Below are 19,345 nucleotides of genomic sequence, written 5' to 3' on the forward strand. Positions count from 1 at the left end.
GTAGGGGAGGGGGCCTCTTTCATTACTTGCTATTAACCCACAGGGCTATTGCTTCGCCAGCATTTCCATTTTTTCGGCAGCATGCCGGGTAATGTTTTCCCAGTTAAAATAATCACGGAAGCTTTGTGGTACGGGGGCTTGGGCGTCTGTTACTTCCAGCAGGCGGGCTACAAAGGTGTGCCAATCAAGATCGGCGGCCAGTTTTAGTTTGGGGGCGGCTATACTGGCAGGTACGCCTATGGCACCGCTCTCGCAGGATACTGCGGTGAGGCCATAGGCAATGGCTTCCACTAGTTTTGTTTTAATGCCGCCGCCTGCCAGTACCGGGTTCATGAAAATATCCGATCCCCGTAAATAGTCTTCAAGCTGGTCAACGAAGCCGGTATAAATTACCTGCCCATTGGTTTGGGCAATCGCTTGCACAAGGGTTTCCTGCAAATGACCTCCGCATACCAGTATTACAAAAGGAAAGGTGGCCTTTGCCCGCAGCAGCGGGAGGATGTCTTCCAGAATATGCCGCACGGCCTGTTCGTTGGGAAGGTAGCCCAGTGAGCCATTGAACTGATAAATGACCGTGTGGGCGTCTAGCGCGTATCGTTGTAGCAGCAAGGCGCGGTAATGATTTTTATCCACGGGTGCCGGCGTTTCCATACCAAAGGTAACTACACTGGTGCGCGCCGCTTTTACGCGGTAATGCTGGATGGCATAGTCCGCGTCTTCGGATGTAATGAAAAAACTACCGTTGGCACGGCGGTGTATCCATCCCTCGTAGGCGCGTAGCAGGGGCCACCACCATTTGCCCAGGGTCTTAAAGCGATTGGCCTCAATATTATGGGAATGTATTACAAAGGGCTTTCCGGTGAAAAGCCGCAACAGTACCGCCATCCAGCCCATGTAGGGATGCTCCACCAGTATCACCTGCAACTGCGCGCGGCGAATGAGGCGGGCAAGTTGGAACACCTGTAAAGGGTTGATATAACGGGCAGGGCTATCCGAAAATAGGCGGTGCAGGACGTAGGGGAGTGCAGGCGCTTCATTCTTCTTCACCGAAACCACTTCCAGCCTGCACCAGGCCGCCAGGGCCGCGTAGAAACCTGTGATATAACGTTCTCCTCCGGTCCTGGCGGGTAGTATTTTGTAAGGTGCTATGCCTAGTACCCCGATCATGCGGGCAGGGGTTGTTTACGGGTACGGTAGGCCAGCACCAGTCCTGCTAACACGAGTAGCAGGGTAGCGGCATAACTGAAAATGGCAATTTTACTACCGGCATAGTAAGAAGTAGGTTCAAATTTGAAGGTGATCTCGTGCTTGCCTGCTGGCACCGACAGGCCCCGGAGTAAATAGTTTACGCGGCTGTAAGGTACTTGTTTGCCATCGAGGAAGGCTTTCCAGCCGGCTTTGTAATAGATTTCGGAGAAAACGGCATATTGGTTTGTCGGCGCATTCGACGTATAAGAAATGCTGTTCAGGTCATTGCTTACAAGTTGTATGCTGGCAATCGAATCTATTACCGGGGAGGGCGGGTTGGTTACCTCGGCTTTATAACGTTTGTCTATCACCACGGTGTGCCTGGTGTCCAGGCTGTCCAGCATTTTCATCTCTGCATCGGCATTGTCGGCCCATACGATGTTTTGTACAAACCAGGCATTACCCAATGCTTCAGGGTTGCGCTGAGCTACGGGTTCTCCACCGGCGGATGGCTGCCCGGGCTGGCCAGGAGCCTGGCTGGGGGTGATGATGTAGCGGGTGTTCAGCATATTTAATACCCGGATATTGTTCTTACGTAGTTGCCGGTCTATGAGGTCTACGTATAGCTGAAGTTTGGCCGGGTGATAACCGCCTATAGATTTATGGAAGTAAGATGGCACCGGGTCCTGGTAGGGATCGCGCCCGTCGGCCAGGTTCAGTACCCGGTAATAATCCTTGTCTTGCAGTATTTGCTCATCGGCGGCAGTGGGCTTAAAGTTGGCCGCATAACTGTTGTCATCCTGGTAGTTATCGCTGTTAAGATAGCGAAGGTCCACCTGGAACAGATCGATGGCCACCAGTACTACGAAACCACTGAGCAGGTAGGCCTGCTTTAACTTGTTTTGCAGGTAAAAATAAATAAGTCCAAAAGCCAGTGCCACCAGGAAAATACTGCGGAAAAGATCGCTGCGGTACATAGCCGCCCGGTCTTTCATGATGGCGGCCACCAGGTCGGGGCCGGCTTGTTGCTTCAACTCTTCATCGCGCCCACCGGAAAAGGAGAGGAAGAAAGACGCCAGCAACAAAAAGCCCAGGATACCGGCCATGATGTAGCCACTCTGTTTTACTTTTTTCCAAAGTTCGGGTTTTGTATAACTATTGCTGATCAGCGCCTGCAGGCCCAAAGCGGCCATTACGGCAAAGCTAAGTTGGGGAATAATGAGCGCCTGAGAGGGTGCGCGGAACTTGCTGTAAAAGGGAAGGTGATCGAACAGGAAATAATTGAGCGAAGAAAAATTGCTGCCCCATGCCAGCAAGATGCCCACCACACTGGTGGCCAGCAGCCACCATTTATGCCAGCTTTGCACCAGCACCCAGCCCATGATGGCCAGGAAACAGATGATGGCACCCAAGTATACCGGCCCGGAAGTGCCCAGCGGCTGGCCCCAGTAAGTAGGGAGCCTTGCCAGGAACTGGCTGGCCTGTGCGTCTGGCACGCCCATATTCTTGAGGGCTTTGGCGGTATTGGAATCGTCAGATAGTTTTTCGCCATCGCTGCCGCCGTATAAATTTGGCACTACGAAAGTGAAGGTCTCAAACACCCCATAACTCCAGGAAAATGCATAGTCTTTGCCACCCGGTACGCCAGCAGTGGCGCCATCTGCATGCTCCTGCGGAGTAAGTTCCGATTGGCCACCCCGGTTAGATGCTTTAGAATATTCATAGGTTGTCCAAAGCACCATAGCATTGGAACCAATGCCAAACGCTACGGACAATATCACCATGCCTGCCGAGATAAGCAGGTGCTTGTATTGTTTGGCAATAATATTATAAATAGCAAATACCAGGCAGATGACGCCCAGTATTAGGAAGAAGTAATATGTAACCTGAAGATGATTGGCCGATATGAGGTAACTCAGGAATAAGGCCATCACCCCAGTGCCCAGGAAATATCTTTTTTGTAAAATGAGCATCAGGCCGGCGATCACGAAGGGCAGGTAGCTCATGGCCATCATCTTGGAATCGTGTCCTACTGCTACGATAATGGGGTCGTAAGTGGAGTAAGCGTAGCCAATAGCGCCCACTAACGATATGTAAGGATTGGCTCCCAGCACCACACCAAGCAGGTAAAAGCCAAGACCGGCCAGGAAAAAGTAGGAAATGGGTTTGGGTAGCCCCAGTGAAAAGATAGGCTGCACCCAGGCCAGTTGCTGGTAGGGCGATTCTGCCGAGAGCTGGTAAGTGGGCATACCGCTGAACACACTGGTAGTCCAAAGTGGCGTAATGCCATGCTTGGCCTTATAATCGAGCGATTCCTTGGCGGAAGCCTGCCAACTGAGATTATCGCTTTGGCTCAACACCTTGCCAGAGAGCACCGGTTTGCAATAGATAACAGCTATGAGCAGTAAAATCAGCGCAGCTACGAAGTGCGGCAACGCCACTTTCAGCCAGTTGTTCTTCATATTTATTTATTTAATATCCAGACAAGGTAGCAAAAATATTATTTTAGAATAATTTTGAGCATGCAACTCGTTAGATTTCTCTTAAAATTCGCATTCATTTGCAACTGCTGTTTCCTGCTGATCGCCGTGTTGCAACGGATCGATACGGCCGGGAAGTTCAAAGGATTGACCAGCGGGCTGGCTGTTTTGGGGTTGCTGGCAGCCCCTTACCTGAACGTGGTGAGCCTGCTGGGTGCCCTGTTGCTGTTGTTGCTGCACCGTATTTCCTGGAAAGCCTTACCGCCCTGGGTTTTTATTTGTAACGTTTTTATTTTACTCCTTCAAATCTTTACATGATCAAGAAATTACTAAGCGACAAACCCACCCGGCTGTTAATAATTTTTACCAGTTTCTTCGTGGCCAATGCCCTGATCGCGGAATGTATTGGCGGGAAAATCTTTTCACTGGAAGGTACTTTGGGTTTGCCTGTGCATACGTTCACCTTATTTGGCCAATCGGGACTTTCTTATAATCTCACCTGTGGGGTGTTGCTTTGGCCGTTGGAATTTATCATCACTGATATTGTAAATGAGTATTATGGCCCTCGCGCCGTGCGCCGCATTTCCTATATCGCGGTGGCCTTGATCAGTTATGCCTTTCTCATGTTTTACCTGTCGATTAAAACGCCCCCGGCGGCCTTCTGGCTAAGTACCGGGCAGCCGCAGGTACCGGATATGCAATCGGCCTACAGTAATATTTACGGACAGGGAATGTGGATCATCCTGGGTAGCATCTGCGCTTTCCTGGTAAGCCAGATCGTAGACGTAACGGTATTTCACCGTATTAAACGCGTAACAGGGGAAAAAAACGTATGGCTGCGGGCTACCGGTTCTACGGTAGTATCGCAACTGGTAGATAGCTTTATTGTGCTGTACATCGCCTTCAAGCTGGGCAAAGACTGGAGCTGGCAGTTGGTGCTGGCGGTGTGCCTGGTGAACTATTCGTTTAAATTTACCTGTGCCATTGTACTCACGCCGGTGATCTATTTCATAGAACACCGCATTGAAAAATATTTTGGAAAAGCGCTCACCGCAGAGATGAAAGCTGCCGCCATGGGCAAAGACAGCAGCATAGCAGGGGCCGATGTGGTAGCAGGATAATTTATGCAGGATAAAATTAAAAAAGACCGCAGCGATGCGGTCTTTTTACAATAGGAGCCATGTTGTGCTAATATATAGGAAGTTATTAGTATCCAGGTATAAATAGTTTCCCCTTTACTCGTTTTGAACATTTATGTGGGTTAATTCGTTCCTTGAGATACCAGCACATTTTACTTTGACGGGCTTTAGCTTAAATTTATTTTTTTGGTTAAAATATACCATTAAAACATTCAAGTAACGAAAGGCCTTCGCTAAATGTCCCTCCACACAATAGCAGGCGGCTGCATCTAAAGAGCCTGCTGCGTTTTCTGGTACCAGATAGCGCGATCGCCTAGATAGCCCTTGCAGCTTTTCGTACGCTGTATATTCTTTGAATGGAAGCGCCGTGTCTTCCTTGTTATAAGGATTTAATGCATAGCCTACATCTACATGCTTTCGATATTGCATGCCATAACCCGCAAGGTGAGCGTTTACGAGGTGCACCGCCACATAAAAACAGGCCGTCACTTGCCAGTCCATGTGTTCGTCGGGGCCATCCAACCTGTTTATTTTCTCCAGAAATTGGATGTTTCTTTTTGCTTGATAAAGGTGGTCTTCGGACAGGGGCACAAAAAAAGGGAATTAAAATTATAGTATAACCTTATAATGAGCGGGAATAGTTAAATGATCTGATTCTTCTACAATGGTGGCGGTCATATCATAACCGGCTGTATGATATTTTGCATTAATCTGCGCCTGAATAAGTAATAGTTCATCTTCAAAATCCTCCTGACCATCACCTATCTCTATCCAGGTCAATATTTCTCCCTGGCGCATGTTGAGGTCTAAGGCAAGTTTTTTGGGATGGCCGGAAGTTTCTTTCAGTAATTTAAAATAGGTAACAATAATTTCCGACACGATCAGGGCGTCCAGTTTCTTCTTAGTAAAATTGGCCACTTCTATCACGTTATCCTGCATGAACACTGCATATTGCTGTATTTTGTCGAGAGGAGCGGTATTGGTATCAAGCATGAGCTTGTCTGCTTTAATAGAGGCAATTAAAGTATCAAACCAATTGTCACGGTCAGTAGTATCTTGTGTGTAACTATTTGTGGACAACATATGCACTGATTTTGCGGGTACTTTGGGAGTAACATGCAATGCTAAGATAATACCAAAAATAGTACGAATTTCCTAAAACTAAATATTTATAATAAAATTCTTACTAAGAGCACCCATATCAGATAGGGAAAATATTACTACATGCTGGCGGTGTAGGGTAGGGATGCATCACTTATTTAAATTCGGAGTGTTTTTTTTAAATGAAATTGCCATGGGGATGAGATTGTAGAGGGGGTATAACAATGGCATACAAACATGCCAAATAATTATACCTTTTCGCACATTATGCAAAATCTTGTTGCCATCTAAGCCCGGCACCTAACAATAAAAGCCGCAACGAGGGCGGCTTTTAAGTTGTAAATTCCGAGGTATCGAGCGGATTCGAACCGCTGTACGAGGTTTTGCAGACCTCTGCCTAGCCACTCGGCCACGATACCCTGTATTTCCCGTATCCAGCTTATGTTGTATGCGGCTGAATTTTACAGGACTGCAAAAGTAGTAAATTTTGGATATTTGCCAAATCGAATTTCAAATTCATTGCCTTTCGCTAAATATACAACAAAATGGCCCAACGTATTGCAGAATCTGAACTCATCCTCAACAGCCGCGGCGCGGTGTACCACCTGGATGTAAGGCCCGAAGAACTGGCTACTACCATCATCACGGTAGGCGATCCGGATCGCGTGCCTACGGTAAGCAAGCATTTCGACCGCATAGAATTTACCACCCAGCACCGCGAGTTCGTGACGCACACCGGTTACCTTGGTAGCAAAAGAATTTCCGTAGTCTCCACCGGCATTGGCACCGATAATATAGACATTGTGCTGAATGAACTGGATGCACTCGTGAATATTGATTTTGCATCCCGCACCATCAAAGACCAGCTCACCCGTTTGCAGATAGTGCGGCTGGGTACCTCCGGCGCACTACAGGGCGATATCCCGGTGGATGCCTTTGTGGTATCTTCCTATGGGCTGGGGTTAGATAATCTGTTGCCATATTACCTGTTTGAAAATACCGATGCCGAAAAGCTGCTGCTGCAATCGTTCCGCGGGCAGGTGGAGGTAAGCAATGGGGTGGCTGTACCTTACATCATCAGCGCCAACGAAGCACTGGCGGCCAGGTTCAAGGATGGTTTTCATACAGGCATTACCGTTACCTGCCCTGGGTTCTATGCCCCACAGGGTCGGGCATTGCGCGGGCCGCTGTCGCACCCGCATTTGATAGACCAGCTCACACAGTTCCGGTTTGAACAGCACCGGATCACCAACTTTGAAATGGAAACTTCCGGTATTTATGGCCTGGGTCGTGTGCTGGGGCACGAAACGCTGTCTATCAGCGCCATCGTGGCCAACCGCATAGCGCAGCAGTTCAGTAACGACGGCGCTGCGGCGGTGGAACTACTCATCACCAGGGCACTGGAGGTACTGGCGCAGTAAGTACATTTTACCTACTTTTACAGTATGAACATTCACTTTTTCAAATACCAGGGTACGGGCAACGATTTCGTGATCCTGGACAACCGCGATGGGCGCTACACCGGGCTTACCGAGGAGCAGATCAAGGGGTTGTGCGACCGGCGTTTTGGTGTAGGAGGAGATGGGTTAATGATGCTCCAGGTGCAGGAAGGGTACGACTTTGCAATGCAATATTACAACTCCGATGGCCGCCCCGGCAGCATGTGCGGCAATGGTGGCCGCTGCTTAACGGCCTTTGCCTGGAAAATGGGCATCCACCAGGAGCATATCCATTTCATAGCCAGCGACGGCCCTCATGAAGCCACCCTGGAAGGGGAGGATTGGGTGAACTTGCGGATGAAAAACGTAGACAGCGTAGAAACAGATCCTGCTTTCTTTTACCTGAACACGGGGTCTCCTCATTATGTACAGTATGTGTCTCAATTATCCGGTTTCGAAGTGTACGAAAAGGGACGGAGCATTCGCTACAACGAGCGTTTTAAGGCGGTAGGAACGAACGTGAATTTTGTAGAGCCAATGCCGGCGGAGAATGGCATTTTTGTTCGCACTTACGAACGCGGGGTGGAAGATGAAACCTATTCCTGCGGCACCGGCGTTACGGCGGCCGCCCTCACTTATGCCGGCCCCGAGGCCCGTACCTACACCATCCCGGTAAAAACACTGGGGGGCAACCTGGTGGTAAAATTCAACAAAACCGGCCCTCATACCTACGAGGATATCTGGCTATGTGGACCCGCCAAACTGGTGTTTGAAGGGAATATCGCCTTAGACTAAAGGGTGCCGCATGTATAAATACCTAATATCTTTTTTATGGCCTTGTTCAATGTACGGGTGTATGGCATTATGATCAATGAAAAACGCGAGGTGCTGGTGATGGATGAATATATCCGGGGAGGCTACTACACTAAGTTCCCGGGTGGTGGCCTGGAGTTGGGCGAAGGCACGTTGCAATGTGTAGTGCGGGAATGGCAGGAAGAATTGCAGCAGGAAATAACCGTGGTAGAACATCTTTATACCACCGATTTTTTCCAGATATCCGCCTTTGACCAAACCACGCAGATCATTGCTATTTATTACCGCGTAGCGCCCCGTTCTCCCTTTGTGGCCAAGGTGTCGGATAAGCCATTCGATTTTGAGATACCCGAAGACCGTACCGAAGTGGAAGGCGCCCGCTGGATAGCATGGGAAGATTTTTCTGCGGCGGTAGTTACCCTGCCAATAGATAAAGTGGTGGCAGATCTGGTGAAAGTAAAATATGCCTGACTTCATCAACAGTGAATGGATCTAAGCCTGTCGCTAAAAAATGGTCACAAACTTGCTACTAAAAAAGGTATCAAAACCATCATTGCCATGGATCCATTTCTTATTAAACTTACCCATAACGATACCCTGGAACAATTCCGTGTATTCCCCTCCAATTTGCCGCAGGGCATCAATTATCTCGTGAATATCCACGACACAGATGTGCGATTCCAGACCGATGCGGAGGGGAATGTGTTGCCCACGGAGATCCCACCGGGCATAGATATTCAACTGGTCAAAGATATTGGGGCGCTGCTAGAAGCGCACCATGTGTAAGAAAGTACTAATTTCCGCTAAAAACTACCCTATATGCATATCGTTGCCGCTATCCTGGTAGCCCTGGTGGCTGCGGAACACCTGTATATTCTATGGATAGAAATGTTTGCCTGGACTACTGCCGGGCGTAAAACCTTTCGTAATTTTCCCGCGCATTTGTTTGAACCCACCAAAGGGCTGGCCGCCAATCAAGGGTTGTACAACGGCTTTCTAAGTGCAGGGCTGATATAGGCTTTATGTATTAACGATGCACATTGGCATTGCAGCGTGGCCACTTTTTTTCTTTGCTGCATCATCATCGCAGGGATCTTTGGAGGGGTAACGGCTTCCAGGCGTATTTTTTTAATACAGGCATTACCGGCCTGTATTGCCGTGATTTTTGTATGGATAGCAGCCTTAACATAATAGCATGAACGTGTCATTTACAGGCTGTACTGCTTTGTTATTGATTTGTTATCAACGAATTAGCGGCAATTAAATATTTTATGAAGGATTCATTTTATTGATTTATTTTCCTTAAATTGCCTTCCCTGGTTTTATACAGAGGGCAGGAAATAGTGCAGTTTTTTTACTTCTTGTGCAATGACAAGCCAACTTAAGTTTTAAGCATCGTTCATAGCGTCTAAAATAAAAGGTTCGCTTTAGCATCAACATTTATCGAAACCTCGCCTCATTAATGCCTTCTGCGTTCCAGGAGGCGTTTTGCTTTCTAATAAAAAACAATGTTGAGGTATGGTAAGTATATCTAAAGTTAGTAGTCAGGCAGAGTTGGATCAGGTTAAGGTACTTTTCCGTGAGTATGCGCAATGGCTCGACGTAGATCTGACATTCCAGGGATTTGAGGAAGAACTGGAAACGTTACCTGCAGGTTATGCATCGCCCACCGGTGCGCTCTTTATTGCCAAGGTGGATGGCAAGTTGGCCGGTTCGGTAGCCATCCGCGCGTTCGACAATACCACTTGCGAAATGAAACGATTATTTGTAAGAGATCAGTATAAAAAGCAGGGCGTGGGCCGTGCGCTGGCAGAAGCGGCGCTGGAAGAAGCCCGCGTATTGGGTTATAAACGTATTGTACTGGATACTTTAGCGCATATGCGGCCAGCTATTAAGCTGTATACCAGCCTGGGTTTTCAACCCATTGCCGCTTATTACGACAATCCTATCAGCGACGCCGTATACCTCACGCGCACGCTGGAAGAAGAAGGGTTACCCGTTTAAAATGAACCCTGTACTATGCAGTAGGGATTACTGCGTAGGTAAATACATATAACCGCATGTTTGAAAAAGCGGAAAGCAATGGGTTTGCTTTCCGCTTTTCTGTTTAATACTTGTTGCATTTTACGGCGTATCGTAGTGGCAAGGCTTTTACTGCCTGGAATAGACTTCTTACACTTTAGGCAACTGGTACCCGTTGTGGTAGGTTTTGGCCAGGTAAGTATTGGCTGCGTTTTCGGAAAAGCGCTGGTGCGTGGCGTCCCAGTGCAGGTGCTGGCCGGTGCGGTAGGCAATGTTGCCCATCTGCGATACGGTGGCTACCAGTTCTCCTGCCTGTATGGGCGTGTGCAGGTTTTCCAGCTTGCGGGATTGCACCACCTCCAGGAAATTGGTGGTGTGCAGGTTCAGGCCGTCGTCTGATTTAAGGCGACGGGGTACGGCTTCCATTTTTCCTTTCTCTGGAATTACTTCCCATCCACCCCGGTCCAGCACCAGGGTGCCGTTGTTGCCAATGAAGGCAATGCCGTGATCCCGGCCATAGGGGCCACCATCTATACCAATGGCGTGTTCCCATTGCAGGTTAAAGCCATCAAATTCATACACAGTGGTAAGGGTGTCCGGCGTTTCTGCGGCATCGTCGGGATAGGCAAATTTCCCTCCGGCGGCCATCACAGATTTGGGTTGTGCCGCCTTCATGCCCAGGAGTGCGTAGTCTAGCAGGTGAACGCCCCAGTCTGTCATCAGGCCACCGGCATAGTCCCAATACCAGCGGAAATTAAAGTGAAAGCGGTTGGGGTTAAAAGGCCGGGTGGGTGCTGGTCCCAGCCAGGCTTTGTAATCCACGCCTGGTGGTGGGGCGCTGTCTGGCTTTACGGGGATGGAATGCATCCAGCCCATATAGGCCCAGGCTTTTACCAGGCGCACGGAACCTAGCTTGCCACTGTGTACAAAGGCAATGGCGTCGTTAAAATGCTGTTGACTACGTTGCCACTGGCCCACCTGCACCACGCGGTTGTACTTTTGCTGGGCGGCTACCATGGCCTTACATTCGGCAATAGAGTTGCCAATGGGTTTTTCCACGTACACATCCTTGCCGGCGGCGCAGGCCTGGGTCATGATGAGGCAGTGCCAGTGGTCTGGCGTGCCAATGACTACAGCGTCTACGTCTTTATCGTCCAGCAGCTTGCGATAATCGCTGTAGGCTCTAACGGAAATGTTTTGCTGGGCCAGTTCGGCCACCCGTTTGTCCAATACGTTTTTGTCTACGTCGCAGAGGGCCACCACCTGGGCCTGCGGATTTCGCAGCAGGGCCGTAAGGTCGGACCAGCCCATGCCGTTGATGCCAATGGCACCAATGCGGATTTTATCATTGGCGCCTAGGATGCTGCGGGCCGTGGAAGGGAAGGAAGACAGGAGGCCAGCGCCAGCGGCCAGCATGGAGGCCGTGCGGATAAATTGCCTGCGGGAATGTGTCATGATGCAGTTTTTACGTGGAAGAAAGGGAAAAGATAACATGCGCAAATGGCCTTTGTTACCCGGTTTATGCTACTAAAATTCCGAATAAAAAAGCAGGAAAGCAATGCCTTGCATAGATTAATGCAAACGTTGGCGTTACAAGGCTGATTGAAGACAAAAGTATACCATCCCGGCAGGTATCGTATAGGAGAAAGCCCCGGCTACCTGCCGGAGCTTATACTTAAAAATCATGTTTCATTATTCTTCTTCGCTTTCTTCGCTGCCTACATTAAAATTCATCATGGTACCCAGCAAGTCGCTGAAATGTGTTTCGTTCTCCAGCGTTTTCTTGCTGATCAGCGAGTAGGCGGCCAGTCCGTGCAGGACTAGTTCCATGAGCTGCAATATTTCTTTGGCGCTGCTGTTTTTGTAGCTGGCCTTTACGATGGCATGCAGGCCATCTACGGAATAAAGTTGGGCCTCATATTGCTGATCGGTGGCGTCTTGCAGGAATTGCAGGGAATTGCCTTTATCAAACCACTGGATAATGGAGCGGTAAGGGTTTTCCTGTGCGGCCTGTCCTTTCCGTTTTTTGAAGGTGTCTGGGTTGGGGAAGTAGCTGGCAAAGATGGTGCGGGTTGCCTTGTCCAGCAGGTTGTAAGCTACCTGCAACGGGCCTTCCTGCTCGCCTTCGTACACCAGTTCTACCTTACCGGTAATGGCGGGTACTATGCCCAGCAGGTCGGCAATGCGTACGTAGGTTTCTTTTTCGCGGTTAATGATGGCCCTGCGTTCGCCGGCGCTTACCGCGTTTTCGTAAGCGGCAATGGTAAGGCGGGCGCTCACACCACTTTTCTTATCCACCAGTTCACTGCTGCGGGCCTCGAAAGATACCTGCTCAATGAGCCGTTTGATCACATCGGTCATGTGTATTTTGCCGAGTTGTTCGGCATGTACATTGGCTTCCTGTTCGGTGATGAGCAGGGAGGTTTCCAGCGTTTTCGGATAGTGGGTAATGATCTGGCTTTCTATACGGTCTTTCAGTGGCGTTACAATGCTACCACGGTTAGTATAGTCTTCCGGGTTAGCGGTAAAGACAAACAGTATATCCAGCGGCATGCGTACTTTAAAGCCACGGATCTGGATATCGCCTTCCTGAAGGATATTGAACAATCCCACTTGTATGCGGGCCTGGAGGTCGGGTAGTTCGTTGATCACGAAAATGCCCCGGTTAGAGCGGGGAATGATACCGAAATGGATGACCCGTTCGTCTGCATAACTCAGTTTCATATTGGCCGCTTTGATGGGGTCAATATCGCCAATAAGGTCTGCCACCGACACATCAGGAGTGGCGAGTTTCTCGCCGTAGCGGGCATCGCGGTGTATCCATTCAATAGGGGTATCGTCGCCCTTTTCGGAAAGCAGGTCGCGGGCGTGGCGGCTTAGCGGGTCAAAAGGATTGTCGTTCACTTCAGAGCCGGCCACAATGGGAATATATTCATCGAGCAGGGAAGTCATCTGGCGTGCCATGCGGGTCTTGGCCTGGCCCCGCAGGCCCAGGAACAGGATGTTATGCCGGCTGAGTAAGGCGCGTTCAGTATCCGGAATTACGGTATCGTCGTAACCAACGATGCCGGGAAAAGTAATTTCTTTCTTTTGCAGTTTGCCAATCAGGTTTTGCCGGATCTCTTCTTTTACCGTTTTTGTTTTATAACCACTCTTCTTTAACTGGCCAAAAGTCTGGATGTTCTTAATATTCATCTGGTGCTTGAATTGTTGTTTTATGATTCAGTTTCCTAGCGCATCAATTTACGTTTGCCACTTTCAAAATCGTGAAAGAGGAACTGCCCCAAATTATCGAGGCCTGAGAAAAATGCTTTGCCATTGTTGGTTTCGGTGAATTCCTGCACAAACTTTTGTAACCACGGGTCGGTGGCTACCATGAAGGTGGTGATGGGAATTTTAAGTTTTTTGCATTGGGCGGCCAGGTTCAGGGTGCGACTCAGGATCTTGCGGTCCAGGCCATAGCTGTTTTTGTAATATTTGCCGTCTATTTTCAGGCAGGTGGGTTTACCATCCGTGATCATGAAGATCTGCTTATTGGGATTGCGGCGGCGGCGCAGCAGGTCCATAGCCAGTTCAAGGCCAGCCACGGTGTTGGTGTGGTAGGGGCCTACCTGGAGGTAGGGCAGGTCTTTGATCTCTATTTGCCAGGCGTCGTTGCCAAACACGATAATGTCTAGCGTGTCTTTCGGATAGCGGGTGGTGATCAGCTCACTGAGGGCCATGGCCACTTTTTTGGCGGGGGTAATGCGGTCTTCCCCGTAAAGGATCATGGAGTGGGAGAGATCTATCATCAGCGCGGTAGAGGTTTGCGCTTTGAAGTCGGTTTCCTTGATTTCCAGATCATCCTGGTACATATTGAAACTTTCCACCCCATGGTTAATCTGGGCATTGCGAATGGAGGCGGTAAAGTCAATTTGCTCCACGCTGTCGCCAAATTGGTAGGGGCGGGTGTCGGCATTCATCTCGTCGCCCTGACCGGGGCGGCGGGTATTATGATCGCCGGCCTGCGATTTTTTTAATTTCCCGAAAATTTCTTCCAGGGCGCTTTTGCGGATGGTTTGCTCGGTTTTACCGGTAATAGAAATGGCCTGGTCTTGCTCATTTTCCTTGATATAACCTTTATCGCGCAGGTCCTGGATGAAGTCGCCCAGCCCGTAATCATTGTCGCTCAGTTGGTATTCCTTATCCAGTTCTGTGAGCCAGCGCAGGGCTTCGGCAGCATCTCCGCTGGTGTAGGTAAGGAGTTGGGTAAAAGCGTTCAATAATCGGTCGAAGGGAGATTTTTTATGGTCGTCCGGGTTAAATTTTCCAAAGAAGATACTTCTCATTCGTCACATTTTTTTAGCTGCCCCAGGCAAAGGGCAGGGCCCTGTAGTATGGCGGCAGCGGTTTTAACTAATCTTCGCGGTATTTGTTCACTAAAATTAGGGAAAAAACATGGGGAATGGTGGAGGGATAAAGGTGGGTGCATGTTTATTTAACCAGGACTGGCAGTTAGGAAGCCGTTTGGCGGAGGAAATATTTAAAAGAATAGTTATAAAAGGGTAGCCTGCTTTCCCGGGAAGTATTTAACCGGTTGTTATCCGGCTTTCCGCAATATTGGCGCATGTTTTCTTTTATGAAGGGCGCGGTATGCTTTATCCTGGGCTTATCCTAGCCTCATTATAAGCGCAGGGTGCCTTCATTCCGGGAGTTAGAGAGTAAAAAAAATCCCTGCGTCTTGCAACGCAGGGATTTTCTATGCTTATAAAAAAGAAGGCTTGCTTAGTGCTTGGCACCACTGTCGGCAGCGGCGGCGGCGTCTATTTGCTGTTTCAGCTCCTGGGCCTTGCCGGCGTCGGAGAACTGTACCTTCAGCTGTTGCAGCAACTGGATGAACTGTTCGGAAGAACGGGCCTCTTGTTCCAGGGAGCTGGTTTGGCGGAAGGGTGACAGGCTGCGGAAGTAGGTTATCTGCTGCTGGCAGTCTTTGGTGATTTCCTGTGCTATTTCGCCGGCTTTCTTATTGTCGCCTGCCAGGTAGTAGGCGTACACCGTTTGCAGGGAATAGTAGTTGTGGGTATTTCCCTGGCTTACCATGGCATAGGGGAAATTACTTTCCAGCAGGTTTTTGTCGGCTTTGTTGAGCACGGCCAGGGCTTTTTCCTTGCTGTTTTCCTGTGCCAGTGCAATGCCCACCTTTGTATAAGCGTTGCGCACATATTGCAACAGTTTACGGTTAGGCTCATCGAAATAGGTGCCTTTTTTATTGGCTCCTCCAAAATCGAATTTGGTCATCACATTGGTATAAGCCACTGGTACGTTCACATTATTATCCATACCGAAGGGGTCTTGTGCCTCCTGTTTGCGCATCGGCACCAGGTGGAAGGTGAGGCCGTCTGTCTGCAAATAGTCGTTCAGGCCCAGATCGGTGGGGCTGGTGAAGTAAATGGGGCGTTCCCAGTTATTGGTCGCGATGATATCCAGCAGGGCCAGGTCGTTTTTCAGCAGGTATTGCTTATTGATCTGGAAGGGAAGCTGGGGCAGCAGGCGGGCGGTATCGGCCACGCTGATGGTGCCATTTTTCAGCACAGATGCTTTATCTACGGGGATAAAGAGTTTCTGGCTGGGCAGGTAGTTCATTTTTTCGCCTTCGTTCTGGTCTATTACTTTGGCGGCGTCTTCATCGCTGCCCATGAAAGCAACGACTTCTTTCAGGTTATAGAACTTATTCTGCGGGAAGCGGCCATCGTCGAAGAAGCGGATGTAGTTGCGGTTTTCGCCACCATATTTATCCGGGCTCCAGCTCATGGGTACCCCCTTGGATTTATTCACCATGGCGCGCTGCTGGTCTATGTACCAGTCTACACCCAACAGGCTTAAGTTGATCACCCTAATGTCGGTGCGGATGCCTTCTACTTCCTGGGCATACCAAAGTGGGTAGGTATCATTATCGCCTACGGTAAAGAGTATAGCGTTAGGTTGGCAGCTTTCCAGGTAGTCTTTGGCCACATCGCGGGCCAGGGTTTTCTGGGAGCGGTCGTGGTCGTCCCATTCCTGTGATCCCATGAGTACCGGCACGGCCAGCAGGCTTACGAGGGTTACGGCGCCGGCCGTAGCGCCTTTCAGCTTGGGTTTCAGCCAGTCGAACAAGGCCAGTACGCCCAGGCCTATCCAGATGGCAAAGGCGTAGAACGAGCCCACATAGGCGTAGTCACGTTCACGCGGCTGGTTGCCGGCCTGGTTCAAATAAATTACGATGGCAAAACCGGTGAAGAAGAACAATAGTCCTACCACCAGCCAGTCTTTATAATTGCGTTTGTATTGGAATACAAAACCAAGGATACCCAGGATAAGGGGCAGGCCAAATAATACGTTGTGGGCCTTGTTATTTTTAAGACTATCCGGCATCAGCGACTGGTCGCCATACAGCAGGTCATCAATAATGGGGATACCAGTAATCCAGTTGCCATCGCGGGGGTTACCATAGCCCTGCACATCGTTTTGCTTACCAGAGAAGTTCCACATAAAATAGCGGAAATACATAAAATTTACCTGGTAGCCCAGGAAGAATTTGATATTATCGGCATAGCTGGGCGATTGGCCTTGGGCCAGTCCCAGCCAGTCGCGATAGTAATCTGCATGGCCCTGGTCGTTGCTGCCGTCCCATACGCGGGGGAAGAGCATCTTGCTGGTATCAGCATATACGGGGTCCATTTTCTGACCAGTTACGATGTAGTTTTTGGGTCCGCGGGCGTATACATTGCCGCCGGCTTTGTAGTCGATCGGGCGGGCGGTGAATACCTGGCCGTATACCAGCGGGAAGTCGCCATACTGTTCGCGTCCCAGGTAGCCTACCAATGAAATGGGGTTATCTACGTTATACATGTCTACCGAAGGATTGGCCGTAGAGCGGATCATGGTAGTGATATAGGTAGAATAGCCCAGCAGCAGGAATAGGATGCTGGCTACTGTAAGACGGGTGTTGTGTTTAACGCGTTTGTAGTTGATAGCGTAACCGGCTACTTTGAGCAGGTAGGGGATGGCTATCAGGAAAGCAGTTATCAGTATGCGCAGGATCAGGCCACCGGTGTTATTGCCGTCGTTGAAGCCGGGGATAAGGATTACAGAAGCCATCAGGATGAGCGGGCCATAGATCCCAACTTTCGGATTCACATAGCCATAAGCCAGTACGGCTACCAGTGCGATGAAGTAGAAGGCAAAACCAGAGAAGAAGGGCAGGTGAAGGCTGTTTACGAAAAACACGTCCATGAAACCAGATGCTTTAATGGTATCCTGGATTAGGAATTTTTGTACCAGGCCGGTAATGACACAACCCATTACGAAAGCCCAGAAAATGCCCCAACTGGTTACCTTGTAGCGGCGGAAATAATAGATCATCACCATAGCGGGGATGGTAAGCAGGTTAAGCAAGTGAACGCCGATAGAGAGGCCCATCATAAAAGCGATGAGTACAATGTAGCGGTCGGCATTGGGGCGGTCTGCTTCGTGTTCCCATTTCAGCATGAGCCAGAATACCAGCGCAGTGAAGAGGGAAGACATGGCGTATACTTCGCCTTCTACGGCGGAGAACCAGAAAGAATCGGAGAAAGTATATGCCAGTGCGCCTACTGCGCCGGCGCCCATAATGGCAATCATTTTATCGTTGGCCATCACTTCACCGGTTTTCAGTAGTAGGCGGCGGGCAAAGTGGGTGATGCTCCAGAATAAAAACAGGATGGTAAAGCCACTGGCAATAGCCGACATAAAGTTCACGCCTAGTGCAGCCTGTGAAGGTTTCAGCGGCAGGGTGAAAATACGGCCTATCAGCACAAACAAGGGCGCTCCGGGGGGGTGAGGTACCTGTACTTTGTAAATACTTGAGATAAATTCACCACAGTCCCACAAACTGCCTGTCGCCTCCATGGTCATTACATACACAGTACAGGCAATGATACAAACGATCCAGCCTACTATGTTATTAATCCGGTTAAAATTCATACGGTTGTTTTAAAATAATCCGACAAAAATAGAAAAAGTAGTGTATAAAGCTAATAAGGTAAAGGATTAAGGTTTCATTAAGCCGCCAGGCGATAAAGTTGCAGGTCCTCATGAGGGGCACAATGGCACTCCGGCAAGACTAAATGTGGCCGGGCGCAATTTAAGGTAATAAATGGATGTGCCATTCACCGGAAGGCGATTGGGGAAAATATGTCGGCGGATACTGAATTTTGAAGGGTGAAGGGGCTGGGGTTGCCAGGCGTTTTTGCTGGTATATGGCGGCCTTACCAGCCATTTTCTGGCTGGGTGGCGTCGTCTAGCCGCAGGTCTGCGCCGGCCTGAAACCAGGCGAGTACCAGGGTCCTCAGGGCAGGAATATCGACGCGCCGCAACAGCAGGTTGTAATGATGGTGGCGGCCATTGGCATCAAATTCAATATAATTGTTAATGCCGGCAATGTAGCGGAAGGAGCGTAATGTATTCCGTCGGTCGTTTTCAAATCCGTCCAGCCAAAGGTGTATTTGCCGCAATTCCATCAGCGACCAGGTTTCCAGGATGCCATTGTGGTGCAGCACGCGGAGGGTGTGTTGTTCCGGCAGGAAGGTGGCGGTTACGGTATAATTTTCTCCCAGCAGCGAGTAGGTGCAGCATAAGATGGCAAAAGATATGAAGAAAAACAGGGAGGGGAGGTGCAGGGCTAATACCACATTCAGTCCCCAGCACAGCAGGAAGCCTGCCACTACGGCCAGGTATATTTTACGGGAGCGGGATAATTTGCGGGTATCCACAATAGGGATATGCATATTGGGTAAGGTTAAACGGTGTTTTAACAAGGAAGTATATTTTGCAGGAGGATGCCTGGCGTAATCCTCCCGGCCAGGCGTGCTATCCTTTTTGCAACAGGCTCCATGCTTCGGGCCGGGCGTTGAATAATACTTTGGTGGCGGTCCAGGTTTCCTGGAACAAAGGGGCCTGGCAGTAGGCTTCCAGCGCGGCTTCGCTATCCCAATGACTGTAGGTGAAGAGGGTGTGGCCGTTGGGCAATGCCTCCCATAATTCCAGGTGGGTACAGCCGGGGAATGCCCTTATCTGCGCGCGTTGCCGGGCAAACAGGTCCAGGAAGATGGCTACCTTATCGGGGTGGAAGCTCATTTTTACAATACGGAGTATCATGAGAAAGTGA

General features: G+C 49.6%; 17 protein-coding genes, 1 tRNA gene and 1 pseudogene. 8 read left to right on the forward strand and 11 right to left on the reverse strand.

What is annotated here, in order from left to right; all coding sequences use genetic code 11:
- Positions 1 to 45: 45 nt before the first annotated feature.
- Positions 46 to 1,167 carry a glycosyltransferase family 4 protein gene (locus GA0116948_RS12250; protein ID WP_089712573.1) on the reverse strand — a complete coding sequence of 374 codons (1,122 nt, stop codon included), beginning with the start codon at positions 1,165 to 1,167 and terminating at the stop codon, positions 46 to 48.
- The gene (locus GA0116948_RS12255; protein ID WP_089712575.1) at positions 1,164 to 3,650 is read right to left on the reverse strand and encodes a YfhO family protein; all 2,487 of its coding nucleotides are present in this window, start codon (positions 3,648 to 3,650) and stop codon (positions 1,164 to 1,166) included. The genes GA0116948_RS12250 and GA0116948_RS12255 overlap by 4 nt, the downstream gene beginning before the upstream one ends.
- 60 nt (positions 3,651 to 3,710) lie before the next feature.
- Here GA0116948_RS12255 and GA0116948_RS12260 point away from each other — a divergent pair, with 60 nt between their 5' ends.
- On the forward strand, positions 3,711 to 3,986 hold the full coding sequence (locus GA0116948_RS12260) for a hypothetical protein (protein WP_089712577.1): 276 nt from the start codon (positions 3,711 to 3,713) through the stop codon (positions 3,984 to 3,986).
- Entirely contained in the window at positions 3,983 to 4,789 is an 807-nt protein-coding gene (locus GA0116948_RS12265; RefSeq protein ID WP_089712579.1) for a queuosine precursor transporter, read from the forward strand. The genes GA0116948_RS12260 and GA0116948_RS12265 overlap by 4 nt, the downstream gene beginning before the upstream one ends.
- Positions 4,790 to 4,903: 114 nt before the next feature.
- Here the strand turns inward: GA0116948_RS12265 and GA0116948_RS12270 are convergent, their stop codons facing one another.
- From GA0116948_RS12270 to GA0116948_RS12280, 3 genes are all read right to left on the reverse strand, one after another.
- Positions 4,904 to 5,398: a hypothetical protein gene (locus GA0116948_RS12270; RefSeq protein WP_089712581.1), complete on the reverse strand. Its 495-nt coding sequence runs from the start codon at positions 5,396 to 5,398 to the stop codon at positions 4,904 to 4,906.
- An 18-nt stretch (positions 5,399 to 5,416) separates the two neighbouring features.
- The gene (locus GA0116948_RS12275; RefSeq protein WP_123891796.1) at positions 5,417 to 5,890 is read right to left on the reverse strand and encodes a hypothetical protein; all 474 of its coding nucleotides are present in this window, start codon (positions 5,888 to 5,890) and stop codon (positions 5,417 to 5,419) included.
- A 366-nt stretch (positions 5,891 to 6,256) separates the two neighbouring features.
- Positions 6,257 to 6,327 (reverse strand) — tRNA-Cys (locus GA0116948_RS12280).
- 126 nt (positions 6,328 to 6,453) lie between these two features.
- Here GA0116948_RS12280 and GA0116948_RS12285 point away from each other — a divergent pair.
- From GA0116948_RS12285 to GA0116948_RS12310, 6 genes and pseudogenes are all read left to right on the forward strand, one after another.
- Positions 6,454 to 7,329, forward strand: a complete 876-nt coding sequence (locus GA0116948_RS12285; RefSeq protein WP_089712584.1) for a nucleoside phosphorylase — start codon at positions 6,454 to 6,456, stop codon at positions 7,327 to 7,329.
- A 24-nt stretch (positions 7,330 to 7,353) separates the two neighbouring features.
- Positions 7,354 to 8,142 (forward strand): diaminopimelate epimerase, encoded by a 789-nt coding sequence (dapF, locus tag GA0116948_RS12290; RefSeq protein WP_089712587.1) that lies wholly within the window; start codon positions 7,354 to 7,356, stop codon positions 8,140 to 8,142.
- Between the two features lie 36 nt (positions 8,143 to 8,178).
- Positions 8,179 to 8,631: an NUDIX domain-containing protein gene (locus tag GA0116948_RS12295; RefSeq protein WP_089712589.1), complete on the forward strand. Its 453-nt coding sequence runs from the start codon at positions 8,179 to 8,181 to the stop codon at positions 8,629 to 8,631.
- An 87-nt stretch (positions 8,632 to 8,718) separates the two neighbouring features.
- The gene (locus GA0116948_RS12300) at positions 8,719 to 8,946 is read left to right on the forward strand and encodes a hypothetical protein (protein ID WP_123891795.1); all 228 of its coding nucleotides are present in this window, start codon (positions 8,719 to 8,721) and stop codon (positions 8,944 to 8,946) included.
- 33 nt (positions 8,947 to 8,979) lie between these two features.
- Positions 8,980 to 9,351: pseudogene (locus GA0116948_RS12305) on the forward strand (DUF1304 domain-containing protein).
- A 327-nt stretch (positions 9,352 to 9,678) separates the two neighbouring features.
- Complete coding sequence (locus GA0116948_RS12310) at positions 9,679 to 10,164, forward strand: GNAT family N-acetyltransferase (protein ID WP_089712593.1); 486 nt, start codon at positions 9,679 to 9,681, stop codon at positions 10,162 to 10,164.
- Positions 10,165 to 10,332: 168 nt separating this feature from the next.
- On the opposite strand, the gene GA0116948_RS12315 is transcribed toward GA0116948_RS12310, so the two are convergent.
- From GA0116948_RS12315 to GA0116948_RS12340, 6 genes are all read right to left on the reverse strand, one after another.
- Positions 10,333 to 11,637 (reverse strand): Gfo/Idh/MocA family protein, encoded by a 1,305-nt coding sequence (locus tag GA0116948_RS12315; protein ID WP_089712595.1) that lies wholly within the window; start codon positions 11,635 to 11,637, stop codon positions 10,333 to 10,335.
- Between the two features lie 237 nt (positions 11,638 to 11,874).
- Positions 11,875 to 13,377: a magnesium chelatase gene (locus GA0116948_RS12320; protein WP_089712597.1), complete on the reverse strand. Its 1,503-nt coding sequence runs from the start codon at positions 13,375 to 13,377 to the stop codon at positions 11,875 to 11,877.
- 35 nt (positions 13,378 to 13,412) lie between these two features.
- The gene (locus GA0116948_RS12325; RefSeq protein ID WP_089712599.1) at positions 13,413 to 14,510 is read right to left on the reverse strand and encodes a vWA domain-containing protein; all 1,098 of its coding nucleotides are present in this window, start codon (positions 14,508 to 14,510) and stop codon (positions 13,413 to 13,415) included.
- A 436-nt stretch (positions 14,511 to 14,946) separates the two neighbouring features.
- Entirely contained in the window at positions 14,947 to 18,162 is a 3,216-nt protein-coding gene (locus GA0116948_RS12330; protein ID WP_089712601.1) for a glycosyltransferase family 117 protein, read from the reverse strand.
- 284 nt (positions 18,163 to 18,446) lie between these two features.
- On the reverse strand, positions 18,447 to 18,965 hold the full coding sequence (locus GA0116948_RS12335) for a hypothetical protein (protein WP_089712603.1): 519 nt from the start codon (positions 18,963 to 18,965) through the stop codon (positions 18,447 to 18,449).
- Positions 18,966 to 19,047: 82 nt separating this feature from the next.
- Positions 19,048 to 19,335 carry a putative quinol monooxygenase gene (locus tag GA0116948_RS12340; RefSeq protein ID WP_089712605.1) on the reverse strand — a complete coding sequence of 96 codons (288 nt, stop codon included), beginning with the start codon at positions 19,333 to 19,335 and terminating at the stop codon, positions 19,048 to 19,050.
- Positions 19,336 to 19,345: the final 10 nt, after the last annotated feature.

The organism is Chitinophaga costaii, assembly GCF_900094705.1.
Classification (GTDB): Bacteria; Bacteroidota; Bacteroidia; order Chitinophagales; family Chitinophagaceae; genus Chitinophaga; species Chitinophaga costaii.

Bases quoted from the DNA above. Each gene is read 5' to 3' on its own strand.
- GA0116948_RS12300 (WP_123891795.1), top strand. From the start codon at position 8,719: ATGGATCCATTTCTTATTAAACTTACCCATAACGATACCCTGGAACAA.
- GA0116948_RS12260 (WP_089712577.1), top strand. From the start codon at position 3,711: ATGCAACTCGTTAGATTTCTCTTAAAATTCGCATTCATTTGCAACTGC.
- GA0116948_RS12330 (WP_089712601.1), bottom strand. From the start codon at position 18,162: ATGAATTTTAACCGGATTAATAACATAGTAGGCTGGATCGTTTGTATC.
- GA0116948_RS12295 (WP_089712589.1), top strand. From the start codon at position 8,179: ATGGCCTTGTTCAATGTACGGGTGTATGGCATTATGATCAATGAAAAA.
- GA0116948_RS12335 (WP_089712603.1), bottom strand. From the start codon at position 18,965: ATGCATATCCCTATTGTGGATACCCGCAAATTATCCCGCTCCCGTAAA.
- GA0116948_RS12275 (WP_123891796.1), bottom strand. From the start codon at position 5,890: ATGTTGTCCACAAATAGTTACACACAAGATACTACTGACCGTGACAAT.
- GA0116948_RS12285 (WP_089712584.1), top strand. From the start codon at position 6,454: ATGGCCCAACGTATTGCAGAATCTGAACTCATCCTCAACAGCCGCGGC.
- GA0116948_RS12265 (WP_089712579.1), top strand. From the start codon at position 3,983: ATGATCAAGAAATTACTAAGCGACAAACCCACCCGGCTGTTAATAATT.
- GA0116948_RS12255 (WP_089712575.1), bottom strand. From the start codon at position 3,650: ATGAAGAACAACTGGCTGAAAGTGGCGTTGCCGCACTTCGTAGCTGCG.
- GA0116948_RS12340 (WP_089712605.1), bottom strand. From the start codon at position 19,335: ATGATACTCCGTATTGTAAAAATGAGCTTCCACCCCGATAAGGTAGCC.
- GA0116948_RS12320 (WP_089712597.1), bottom strand. From the start codon at position 13,377: ATGAATATTAAGAACATCCAGACTTTTGGCCAGTTAAAGAAGAGTGGT.
- GA0116948_RS12310 (WP_089712593.1), top strand. From the start codon at position 9,679: ATGGTAAGTATATCTAAAGTTAGTAGTCAGGCAGAGTTGGATCAGGTT.
- GA0116948_RS12315 (WP_089712595.1), bottom strand. From the start codon at position 11,637: ATGACACATTCCCGCAGGCAATTTATCCGCACGGCCTCCATGCTGGCC.
- GA0116948_RS12250 (WP_089712573.1), bottom strand. From the start codon at position 1,167: ATGATCGGGGTACTAGGCATAGCACCTTACAAAATACTACCCGCCAGG.
- GA0116948_RS12325 (WP_089712599.1), bottom strand. From the start codon at position 14,510: ATGAGAAGTATCTTCTTTGGAAAATTTAACCCGGACGACCATAAAAAA.
- dapF (WP_089712587.1), top strand. From the start codon at position 7,354: ATGAACATTCACTTTTTCAAATACCAGGGTACGGGCAACGATTTCGTG.